General features: G+C 64.9%; 9 protein-coding genes. 8 read left to right on the top strand and 1 reads right to left on the bottom strand.

All coding sequences use genetic code 11. The features are described from left to right. Positions 1-15: 15 nt before the first annotated feature. The 8 genes from AC0L3S_RS07305 to AC0L3S_RS07270 all read left to right on the top strand — a co-directional run bounded on the left by AC0L3S_RS07305 (position 16) and on the right by AC0L3S_RS07270 (position 7,655). Positions 16-843, top strand: a complete 828-nt coding sequence (locus AC0L3S_RS07305; protein ID WP_473278581.1) for an outer membrane protein — start codon at positions 16-18, stop codon at positions 841-843. A 167-nt stretch (positions 844-1,010) separates the two neighbouring features. After that, on the top strand, positions 1,011-1,838 hold the full coding sequence (locus AC0L3S_RS07300; protein ID WP_473262634.1) for an outer membrane protein: 828 nt from the start codon (positions 1,011-1,013) through the stop codon (positions 1,836-1,838). A 70-nt stretch (positions 1,839-1,908) separates the two neighbouring features. After that, entirely contained in the window at positions 1,909-2,508 is a 600-nt protein-coding gene (locus AC0L3S_RS07295) for a glutathione S-transferase family protein (protein ID WP_473262635.1), read from the top strand. Positions 2,509-2,523: 15 nt separating this feature from the next. Next, entirely contained in the window at positions 2,524-2,988 is a 465-nt protein-coding gene (locus tag AC0L3S_RS07290) for a GNAT family N-acetyltransferase (protein ID WP_473278580.1), read from the top strand. Between the two features lie 158 nt (positions 2,989-3,146). After that, entirely contained in the window at positions 3,147-3,353 is a 207-nt protein-coding gene (locus tag AC0L3S_RS07285) for a hypothetical protein (RefSeq protein ID WP_473262637.1), read from the top strand. Between the two features lie 79 nt (positions 3,354-3,432). Then, positions 3,433-4,605: a phosphoserine transaminase gene (locus tag AC0L3S_RS07280; protein WP_473278579.1), complete on the top strand. Its 1,173-nt coding sequence runs from the start codon at positions 3,433-3,435 to the stop codon at positions 4,603-4,605. A 134-nt stretch (positions 4,606-4,739) separates the two neighbouring features. Continuing rightward, positions 4,740-6,329 (top strand): phosphoglycerate dehydrogenase, encoded by a 1,590-nt coding sequence (serA, locus tag AC0L3S_RS07275; RefSeq protein WP_247358003.1) that lies wholly within the window; start codon positions 4,740-4,742, stop codon positions 6,327-6,329. Positions 6,330-6,482: 153 nt separating this feature from the next. Then, entirely contained in the window at positions 6,483-7,655 is a 1,173-nt protein-coding gene (locus tag AC0L3S_RS07270) for a thiolase family protein (RefSeq protein ID WP_106940730.1), read from the top strand. A gap of 134 nt (positions 7,656-7,789) precedes the next feature. Here the strand turns inward: AC0L3S_RS07270 and AC0L3S_RS07265 are convergent, their stop codons facing one another. Then, on the bottom strand, positions 7,790-11,179 hold the full coding sequence (locus AC0L3S_RS07265) for a PAS domain-containing sensor histidine kinase (protein WP_473278578.1): 3,390 nt from the start codon (positions 11,177-11,179) through the stop codon (positions 7,790-7,792). Positions 11,180-11,824 lie beyond the last annotated feature (645 nt).

Below are 11,824 nucleotides of genomic sequence, written 5' to 3'. Positions count from 1 at the left end.
AAAAGGACGAAGCCAATGCGTAGCGTTAAGTCTCTCCTTGCCGCGGGTGCGGCAACCCTGATCTCCTCGATGGCGTTCGCCGCCGACATGCCGATCGCGGCGCCCCCTCCGATGTACGCGCCCCCGGCTCCGCCCGCCGATTTCGGCGGCTGGTATCTGCGCGGCGACGTCGGCATGACCAACCAGCGCGCCAAGAGCATCGAGGGCGCCATAGCGCCTGGGTTTACGAAGACGACGGAGGGACTCGGCTTCGACTCGGCGACGCTGTTCGATCTCGGCGTCGGCTACCGCTTCAACAACTGGTTCCGTGGCGACGTGATCGGCCAGTACCGGGGCAGGGCCAATCTGCACGGCAGCGACAACGTCATTGGACCCGGCTTCGTCGGCGTCAACAATTACAGCGGCAGCAAATCCGAGTGGGTCGTCATGGCCAATGCCTATGTCGATCTCGGCACCTGGTGGTGCATCACCCCGTTCATCGGCGCCGGTGTCGGCGGCTCCTACAACAAGCTCAGCGGCTTCCGCGACGACGGCGTGTCGTACAGCCCGGGGCTCAACAACAGCGTCGCTTACTTCGCCGACAACGGAAAGTGGAACCTCGCCTGGGCCGCCCACGCCGGTCTCGCCTACAAGGTCAATCCCGGGTTCACCGTCGAACTGGCCTACAGCTACATGAACCTCGGCGACGCGGCGCCCGGCAACTATCGCTTGTTCGACAACAGCGCTTCGGGTCCGTCCACGATCAAGATCAAGGAGCTCACCTCGCACGACGTCAAGCTCGGCGTGCGTTGGGATCTCAACAGCCCGCCGGCCTACATGCCGCCGCTCGTCACCAAGGGCTGATCGGCAGCCTCATCGCTTAACCTCTCTTAACGGCGCGGGATCATCCCGCGCCGTTTTGCTTTGCGAATTTTTCATGGCGCGCGGCGACGAAAGGCTCCGGCGCAACCATTGGTTAAGGTTAACGAGCCATGATCACGGCTGAAAGTTCGAGTTCGATGGAGCGTTCGATGCGTAGGCTTTTGTTGGCGGCGGCGATGTTGGGGACGGTGTCTGCGGCGCAAGCGGCCGATCTCTCTGACTTGCCCATCCTGCGCGGCAGCTTCACCGACGGCCTGAGCAAGTCCGGCGTCAACTGGCAGGGAAGCTATATCGGCGCCCAGGGCGGCTATGGCTCGTCGGATGAGAACTTCAGAGGCTCGACCAGCAATATGATGGCGGCGTTGTTGGCCGATACCTTGATCGAAAGTGAGATGGGCGTATCGCAGTGGAACCTCGGACTTGGCAAGGCTTCACAGCGCACCAGCGGCTACGGCGCTTTCGTCGGCTACAATGCCCAGTGGGACGACGTCGTACTCGGCCTCGAAATGAGCTACCTGCACGGCAAGTTCGGTGGAACGGCGTCAGCCTCGGAGCGGCGCGTCAGCGCTCTCGTCCTGTCCGACAACAATTTTCACGACGTCACGGCGACCTCCACGTCGTCGATCAACATCAGCGACATGGCGACATTCCGCGGCCGCGCAGCTTACGCCTGGGGATGCTTTCTGCCCTACATGTTCGCGGGTCTCGCACTCGGAAATGCCGACATCATCCGCACGGTCAGTGCGCAGGACCGCATCAGCGCGACCCTATTAGGTCCCTATACTCCACTCGCGCCGCTGAGCTCGACGGACGCCCAGCATAACCATTTGATCTACGGCTACACCGCCGGTCTTGGCGTCGACGTCAATCTGGTCGGTGGACTGTTCTTCCGCGGTGAGTACGAATATATCCGCTTCAGCTCGGCGGTCGACACCAGCATCAATACCGTCCGCGCCGGTCTCGGCTACAAGTTCTGACGGGCGCGCGCGCCGCCGATTGACAGGCCGCCTCCGTCCTGATGCTCTGTCGCTGAACGCGGGGGCAGCGATGCGGATCTACGGCGATACCAATTCCGGCAATTGTCTGAAGGTGAAGTGGGTCTGCGACAAGCTCGCGCTGCCCTACCAGTGGATCGAGATCGACACTCGCAAGGGCGAAAGCCGCACGCCGCAATTCCTGAGGATGAACGGCGCCGGCCAGGTGCCCACGGTGGCCTTCGACGAAGGTCGCACGCTGGCGCAATCCAATGCCATCATCCGCTATCTCGCGCGCGACAGTGCGCTCATTCCGCGCGATGCCTTCACTGCCGCGAAGATGGACGAATGGCTGTTCTGGGAGCAATACAGCCACGAGCCCTATATCGCGGTGTGCCGCTTCCAGATCGTCTATCTCGGCAAGAACGCCTCCGAGCTCGATCCCGAAAAGGTCAAGCGCGGCTATGCGGCGCTCGATCGCATGGAGCAGCATCTGGCGGCAGGCCGCTTCTTCGCCGGTGATGACGTTTCGCTTGCCGACGTCTCGCTGCTTGCCTATACGCGCGTCGCGCATGAAGGCGGCTTCGATCTCGGTCGTTATGCCGCCATCCGCCGCTGGATCGGCGAAGCCGAGACCTTTCTCGGCCTTCCCAAGTGCGCTAAGGCGCGCTGAGGCAGGAGTAACTCAATGAACGGCGAATCCGTCTCCATTCGTCCCGCGCGCCGCGAGGATGTTGCTGTGATCGTGGCGATGCTCGCCGACGATCATCTCGGGCGCGCACGCGAGCGCGTGGAAGATCCGTTGCCTGCGTCCTATTACGAGGCATTCGCGCGGGTCGATCGCGACCAAAATATCCAGCTCGTGGTTGCCGAGAGCGAGGGCAGGGTAGTCGGCTGCCTGCAGCTCGCGATCCTGCCGGGTCTCAGCTCGCAAGGCGGCTTGCGCGGTTTGCTCGAAGACGTCCGCGTTGCCTCCGATTGCCGCAGCCGCGGCATCGGCGAGCAATTGGTGCAATGGGCGGTGACGGAAGCGAAAGCGTGCGGCTGCAATCTGGTCGAACTGCTGACGCATCAGACGCGAACGGATGCGCAGCGCTTCTACAAGCGGCTTGGGTTCACGGCGAGTCACGTCGGCATGACTGTCCGCTTTTGACGCAGCACGCTATGCGCCTTGCGCGATCAACGAAATCGGATCGCGCATACGTTCATCTTAAGAGCTGATAAACTACCCGTTCGACGTTCACGTGGAACCAGGAACGAACGGTGCTACGCGAGCGTCTGAAACCGGGCTCGATCGGTTCGGGGATTTCGATGACAAGCTATTCGATGATCAAGGTCGGTAACGACTACGTCGTGCAGGCCAATGACAAATGCATTTTGAAAGTCGGCAGCCGCCGCCGCGCCGCGCAATTGATCAACGATGCCACGGACTTGTTGAACGCGCTCGCCGCCGTCGAATCCCCCAAAATCGCACCGGAGACAACATCACTCGCGCGTGAGGCCCCGGAACTTCCTTGACGACCCTTCCCGATTCCCGTATCAGCCGCGGCGGGACACCTCCCCCCAACGGGAGGCTTACTATCTGGAAGGGTAGACGATGACTGTAGCGAAGCCCGCTTCGCGGCCGAACGTGCCGCATTTTTCCTCCGGCCCCTGCGCCAAGCGCCCCGGATGGAATGCCGAAAATCTCAAGGACGCAGCGCTCGGCCGTTCGCATCGCGCGAAGGTCGGCAAGACCAAGCTCAAGCTCGCGATCGATTTGACGCGCGAGGTGCTCGAAGTGCCCGCCGATTATCGCATCGGCATCGTGCCGGCCTCCGATACCGGCGCGGTCGAGATGGCGCTGTGGTCGATGCTGGGTGCCCGGCCCGTCACCACGCTCGCCTGGGAATCCTTCGGCGAGGGCTGGGTCAGCGACATCGTCAAGGAATTGAAGCTCAAGGACGTCACCAAGCTCAACGCGGCTTACGGTGAGATCCCCGACCTCTCCAAGGTCGATCCGAAGTCCGACGTCGTCTTCACCTGGAACGGCACCACCTCGGGTGTGCGCGTGCCGAACGCCGACTGGATCAGCACGACCCGCGAAGGCCTGACCATCTGCGACGCCACCTCGGCCGCGTTCGCGCAACCTCTCGACTGGGCCAAGCTCGACGTCGTCACCTTCTCCTGGCAGAAGGCGCTCGGCGGCGAAGCCGCGCATGGCATGCTGATTCTGTCGCCCCGCGCAGTGGAGCGGCTCGAAACCTACAAGCCGGCCTGGCCGCTGCCAAAGATTTTCCGCATGACCAAGGGCGGCAAGATCAACGAAGGCATTTTCATCGGCGAGACCATCAACACGCCATCGATGCTCTGCGTCGAGGATTATCTCGACGCGCTGAACTGGGCCAAGTCGATCGGCGGCCTGAAGGCGCTGATCGCGCGCGCCGACGCCAACACCAAGGTGCTCGCCGACTGGAAGGCGAAGACGCCCTGGATCGACTTCCTCGCCAAGGACGCCGCGATCCGCTCCAACACTTCGGTGTGCCTGAAGTTCACCGATCCCGCGATCACCTCGCTCTCCGAGGACGCGCAGGCCGACTTCTCCAAGAAGCTGGTGGCGCTGGTCGAGAAGGAAGGCGCGGGCTACGACTTCGCCTACTACCGCGATGCGCCGGCCGGCCTGCGCATCTGGTGCGGCGCCACCGTCGAGGCCAGCGATGTCGCGCTGCTGACCCAGTGGATCGACTGGGCCTTTGCCGAGACCAAGGCCACGCTCGCCAAGGCGGCGTAAGCAAGCTTCGCTCGTCGCGCTATCTCATCTCGTCATGGCCGGGCTTGACCCGGCCATCCATCGAAGAGAATGGATCCGCGGGTCAAGCCTGCGGATGACGGTCTCAGATTTATCGACCATCAGGGATCATTCCCATGACCAAACCCAAAGTTCTCATTTCCGACGCGCTCTCTCCCGCCGCCGTGCAGATCTTCAAGGATCGTGGCGTTGAGGTCGACTTTCAGCCCAATCTCGGCAAGGACAAGGACAAGCTCGCCGAGATCATCGGCAATTACGACGGCCTCGCGATCCGCTCCGCGACCAAGGCGACCGCGAAGATCCTCGAGAAGGCCACCAATCTCAAGGTGATCGGTCGCGCCGGCATCGGCGTCGACAACGTCGAGATTCCCGCCGCCACGGCCAAGGGCATCATCGTGATGAACACGCCGTTCGGCAATTCGATCACGACCGCCGAGCACGCCATCACGCTGATGCTGGCGCTGGCCCGCGAGATTCCGCAGGCGGATGCTTCGACCCAGGCCGGCAAGTGGGAGAAGAACCGCTTCATGGGCGTCGAGATCACCGGCAAGGTGCTCGGCGTCGTCGGCTGCGGCAACATCGGCTCGATCGTCGCCGACCGCGCGCTCGGCCTGCGCATGAAGGTGATCGCGTTCGATCCGTTCCTGTCGCCGGAGCGCGCCAGGGACATCGGCGTCGAGAAGGTCGAGCTCGACGATCTCTTGAAGCGCGCCGACTTCATCACGCTGCATACGCCGCTGACCGAGAAGACCAAGAACATCATCGACGCAGCCGCGATAGCCAAGATGAAGAAGGGCGTGCGCCTGATCAACTGCGCCCGCGGCGGCCTCGTCGACGAGCAGGCCGTGGTCGACGCCTTGAATTCCAAGCACATCGCCGGCGCCGCATTCGACGTCTTTGTCGAGGAGCCCGCCACCGCGAACGTGCTGTTCGGTCATCCCAACGTGATCTGCACGCCGCATCTCGGCGCGTCCACCACCGAAGCGCAGGAGAACGTCGCGCTTCAGGTCGCCGAGCAGATGTCGGATTACCTGCTCACCGGCGCGATCTCGAATGCCGTCAACTTCCCCTCGATCACGGCGGAAGAGGCGCCGAAGCTGAAGCCGTTCATCGCGCTCGCCGAAAAGCTCGGCTCGTTCGCGGGACAGCTCACCGAGAGCGGCATCCTCAAGGTCGAGATCACCTATGAAGGCCACGTCGCCGAGATGAAGATCAAGGCGATCACCTCCGCCGTGCTGTCCGGCCTGCTGCGGCCGATGCTGGGCGAGGTCAACGTCGTCTCCGCGCCCGTCGTCGCCAAGGAGCGCGGCATGGTGGTGGACGAGATCGTCCGCGCCGCCCAGAGCGACTATGAAAGCCTGATCACCGTCACCGTCACCACCGAGCGGCAGGAGCGGTCGGTCTCGGGCACGGTCTATGCCGACGGCAAGCCGCGCCTGGTCGACATCAAGGGCATCCGCGTCGACGCCGAATTCGGCAAGTCGATGATCTACGTGACCAACGAGGACAAGCCGGGCTTCATCGGCAAGTTCGCGAGCCTGCTCGGCGATGCCAAGATCAACATCGCGACCTTCCATCTCGGCCGCGTCGCGCCGGGCTCCGATGCCATCGCGCTGATTGAGGTTGACGGCGCGGTGCCCGCCGACCTGCTCGCCAAGGTGCAGGCCCTGCCGCAGGTCAAGCAGGTCAAGGCGCTGACGTTCTGATACGCCGACATATTCCGACCCGCGGAACAACGCCGCCCTCTCGCGAGGGCGGCGTTTTTATTTCTCCCGCGACCACTGGACATTGTGTACCAATGGCGCCGAGAAGACCTCGACCGGCGCTCCGGTCAAAATCGTTCGAAAAGGGAGAAAACAATGCGTGAAGCCGTCATCGTTTCCTATGCACGCACGGGCCTCGCGAAATCCGGCCGCGGCGGGTTCAACATCACCCCGCCGATGTCGCTCGCGGCCCACGCCATTCACCACGCGGTCGACCGCGCCGGCGTCGAGAAGGACTATGTCGAGGATTGCTATCTCGGCAATTGCGCCCATGGCGCGCCGAACATCGGCCGCCAGGCCGCGCTGCTGGCAGGAATGCCGAAATCGACCGGGGGCGTCTCGGTGAACCGGTTCTGCTCGTCCGGTCTCCAGACCATTGCGATGGCCGCCAACTCGATCCGCTCGGACGGTTCCGACTGCATCGTCGCCGGCGGCGTCGAGAGCATCTCGATGCCGGGCGGCGGGACGCCGAAGGAATCGATCGATCCCGAGCTGCTCAAGACGGCGCCGGCGATCTTCATGGCGATGATCGACACCGCCGATATCGTCGCCGAGCGCTACAAGCTCAGCCGTGAATATCAGGACGAGTATTCGCTGGAGTCGCAGCGCCGCATGGCCGCCGCGCAGCAGGCGGGCAAGTTCAAGGACGAGATCGTCCCGATGAAGACCAAGATGAAAGTGGTCGACAAGGCGACCAAAGCCGAGTCGATCGTCGATTACGTCGTCGATCGCGACGAGTGCAACCGGCCCGAGACCACGCTGGAAGGTCTCGCCAAGCTCGAGCCCGTCAGGGGTCCCGGCAAGTTCGTCACGGCCGGCAACGCCAGCCAGCTGTCGGACGGTGCCGCGGCCGTGGTGCTGATGGAAGCCAAGGACGCGGAGAAGCGCGGCCTCAATCCGATGGGCCGCTTCGTCGCCTGGGCGGCGGCGGGTTGCGAGCCGGACGAGATGGGCATCGGCCCGATCTTTGCCGTGCCGAAGCTGTTGAAGCGTCATGGCCTGAAGATCGACGACATCGATCTCTGGGAGCTCAACGAAGCCTTCGCCAGCCAGTGCCTCTATTCGCGCGACAAGCTCGGCATCGATCCCGCCAAGTACAACGTCAACGGCGGCTCGATCGCGATCGGCCATCCCTTCGGCATGACCGGCGCGCGTCTCACCGGCCACATCCTCCAGGAAGGCAAGCGCCGCAAGGCCAAATGGGGCGTCGTGACGATGTGCATCGGCGGCGGCCAGGGCGGCGCGGGACTGTTCGAGATTTACAGCTGAGACGATAGCCTCATTGAATGCGAAGGGCACGGCGCCGCAAACGCCGTGCCCTTTTTGTTTGGGTGATTTGGGCTTGCGAGCTTTCTCAACGCGGGTCGTCCCGGCCTTCGCCGGGACGACGATGTGGTGAAGGCTCAAGCCTGCGCCAGCGCCGGTGCGAACACCACCTCGATCAGCGAGCCGGAGTTCGCCGCGCTCTTGATGTTGAAGCGTGCGCGGTTGGCTTCGACCAGGGCCTTGGTCAGCGACAGGCTCAGCGCCGAATTGTCCTCGGCGTCGCCGGGCGGTGGCGTCCGGAACGGCTCCATCGCGGCGGCGACTTCGCGCTCGCTGAGGCCGTGGCCGGTGTCGCGGATCCGAAGTGCGACCTCGCCGCGGTCGGTGAGCGCGGTCGAGACGATGACCTGGCCGCCGGCGCTGGCGAGCCGGATCGAGTTCGAGATCAGATTCATGGTGATCTGCCGCATCGCGCGCGCATCCGCGCTCACTTGCGGCAGCGCATGGCCGAGCGAGGTGCGGATGATGATGCGCTCGCGATTGGCCTGCGGCTGCATCACGACCACGCAGGCCTCGACCAGATCGTTGAGGTTGAGGTTGGCGAAGGTGAGGTCGAGCTTGCCGGTCTCGATCCGCGACAGCTCGAGCAGATCGTCGATGATGGCGATGACGCGCTCGCCGGAGGCGCGGATGTCCTTCATGTACTCGCCATAACGCTCGTTGCCGAGCGTGCCGAAGCGCTCCGAGATCATCACCTCCGAAAAGCCGATGATGGCGTTGAGCGGCGTGCGGATCTCGTGGCTGATCCGCGCCAGCATGTCGGCCTTGGCATTGGCCGCGCCGTCGACCAGGCGTCGCGCCTGCGTCAGCTCGCTCTCGCCCTGCTTGCTCTGCGAGAGGTCGCGGAACACGGCGAAGAAGTTCGGGCCGTCGGGCCGGGTGCGGCCCATGATCATGGCGAGCGGAATGACGCCGCCCTTCTTCTCGCGCCCCAGCACCTCGCGGCCGTGGTCGAGCAGGCTCGCGATGTCCTGGCTCTTGAGGTTTTCCAGATAGTCGATGACGACATGCTGGCTCTCCGGCGCGAACAGCGTCACCAGATTCTGCTGCATCAGCGTCTCGCCGTCATAGCCGAACAGCGCCTCGGCGCTGCGGTTGCAGGCGTGGATGTTGCCTTCGGCGTCGAACATGACGATGCCCTCGGCCGTGGTGTCGAGGATGGCGGCGAGATCTTCCGCGTCCGCCTCGCCGACCTCGGGCTCGGTGGGCAAGATCTCCGGAACAATGGTCTCCGGGACAATGGCCTCAGGGACCACGGTCTCCGCGACAACGGGCGCAACGGTTGCAGCTTGCGGCAGCGCGCAGATCAGCGCATGCGCGCTCTCGCCGTCCCAGTCGATCGCGTGCAGATGTGCCTCGGTGGTCGGCAGCGGCGCTTCGCCATTGGCGAGCGTCGCGCTGATCGTGACGGGCGTGCCTGCTTGCGACGTGCTGCTGGCCGCGGACACGCCCGGCTCGACATAGAGCGCATCCAGTCCACCGGCGTGCTCCAGTGCGCTCAGGCTGGCATAGCCCATGCGCGCGAGAAACGCGGGGTTGGCGTAGAGCAGGCGGTCGAGCCGATAGATCAGGATGCCGGTCGGCAACAGGTCGAGCAGCGCGCGGTCGCGCGTGCTGTGGCCGTGCGCGGGCGGCGCGGGCTCGCTCAGCCATTCGGCCGGCGCATGCGGCGGTTCAGGCTCTGGCGTGGGCAACGGCGCTTCAGGCGTGATCTCGGCATCCGCAGGCTCGGCCGATGCCGCGATGGTTTCCTTGTCGCGTTCGAGGCGCTCGGACAATTGCCGCGCGAGCTCGTTGAACGCGCTGTTTTCGACCGGCGTCAGTGTCGGCGATCGCGTGTCGCCGGGCGCGCGGAACGGCAGGACATTGGGAGGCGTTTCCACTGGCGTTTCCGGATCGGTTGGATGTGAATTCGCGTCGGGTGTGGGTTCGGGCAGTTCGGCTTCAGGCTCAGGCGCGGGCGGCTCGATCGGCGGAGGCGGCGGCGCCTCTAACACTGGCTCCGGTTCGGGTTCGGGCTCGACCACATCGGCGGACAGGCTTTGCGGCGCCGCCGGTTCGGCCAGCAGCTCAAAGCGCCTGAGCGCATCGAGCCGGTTGAGGCCGTCGAGATCGCGGCAGACGCCAAAACCCCTGAAGCCCGCGAAATTGCGTTCGCCGTCGTAAACCGGAAGCCCGGCGAGCTCGACCGGCAGATGCTCGCCGCCATCGGCCGGCCAGTTCACGGTGATCCCGGCCCAGGTGTCCTTGCTGGCAAGCGCCTGCGCCACGCGGCTTTCAGGGTCGAGCGCGAATGCGTCGGCGATCTCGTGCCAGGGGCGGCCGAAGCCGGCGGCCGTGCGCGGACCGATCAGGTGGATGAATTCGTCGGAGAGCAGCACAAAGCGGCCCTCTGCATCCGCCTTCCAGAGGAAGCGCAGCGGATGCTGACGCGGTGCGGGCGGCTCTTCGTGGCCCGACGGCGGCTCGACCATGCCGGTCACGGTCGGCGCGGCCTGCGGCGACACCATGGCTTCCGCCGAGTTTTCAACCGGAGTCTTCTCTTCAACCGGAGTCTTCTCTTCAACCGGAGTCTTGTTTTCAACCGGAGTCGCCGGGGCGATTGTCGCGGTTGCTTCCGGCGCGTCGACCGGCTCGGCGAAGGCATCGAACAGCGCGATTTCGGATGGCGCCTCGTGCAGCGGCGCTGCTTGCACATGCTCCGGTACGGCGGCCGGAGCAGGGGCCGGCGCAGCCTCACGCTGGGCAATGTCTTCGCGCGCGACCTCTTCAGCGGCCCCGGCTTCAACCTCATCACTCGCAGCCGCCGCCTGCTGCACCGCAGGCTCGATCAGCGCGACCAGGCCGACATCGGCGCCGCTGCCGACCCGCTGCAGCACCATCTGGCCGATGCCGATCGGCGTCTCGGCGCGGCCCTGGCGCAGCGCATCGCTACGCGCCTGTTCGAGGCCTGCTTCGCCGAGATCGCGGAAGCCGAGCAGGGTGCGGGCCGTTTCGCTGGCGCCGACGAACAGGCCGTCGGGGGCGAACGCCGCCATCGGCGTCTTGGCGCCGTCGACCAGACGCAGCAGCCGCTCGACGAGCGGCATCGAGCGCAGCATCGGATCCATCGCCGTGACGAGCACCGCGCGGCCGCCATCGGCGAAGTCGAGCCGGGCGCAGGCGCAGGTCATCAGCGTGCCGAGCCGCGCGCCGAAGCCGCGCAGCCGTTCGAGCCGGAGCGCCCCGTTCGGAGGCAGCCGGCCGGCAAGACGGACGATCTGGCGGCGGTGGCCGTCGGTGGGCCCGAAAATCCTGTCCGCCAGCGCCGTGGCGTTGGCCGCGCCGAACAGCCTTGCGCCGACCGGATTGGCCCAGAGCACGCGCGTGCCGTCGATCGACCAGAGCCAGGCGGGCAGCGGCGAAGTCGCGTGCACGGCCAGCCGGGGATCGCCCACGCCTCGCAACTGGAAATCCGAACTCGTCATCCGACCGGCTTCGCGTCCCGCTTGTGCGCATCAGGCTGCCGGGAATGGCAGCCTTAAGAAAGGGTTAGTATCGCCCGCAGCCGCTGGCAGGTCCACGTCCCAAGCCTATGCGCCAAGGCCTAAAGCCGCGATAACCTTAATGTCCCCAGGCCCGCAAGGCGTGCCGGCGCTGCATCCGCAGGATTCGCGCGTAGCGGATGGTCAGTTGCATCAAGCCCAACTCGCGCCCCAACCCAGCTGCGTTCCCTCCCCCCTTGTGGGGGAGGGCTAGGGAGAGGGGTAAGCCCAGCAAAAGCTGCCAGTCGTTGCCCCGAGGCCGAAGCGCGACGGACATAATCCCGGTGCGGCACCCCCCTCCCTGACCCTCCCCCACAAGGGGGAGGGAACGGAAAGAGCGCTGCTGGCGCACTCAGACACCTCAACCCACCGGTTCCCCTGCCCGGGAACCTCATCCTCCCCGAGATTAAATTTGCGCAACGCACCCTCAAACCCGTTGCGATGCACAATGTTGACATTTTAGGCAGGCATGGTCCTCGCGCTGGGCGAGCCATCATTCGTTTCGTGTTTCCAGTCTTCGCACCCGTCACCCGGTTGGCCGGCGGGCGCGCCTGAAGGCTCACTCCGTTTTTTCATTAGTGTGAGGGA

The organism is Bradyrhizobium sp. Ken01, assembly GCF_055807355.1.
Note: the sequence above shows the minus strand (reverse complement) of the source record. Positions and strands in the feature narration are given on the sequence as shown.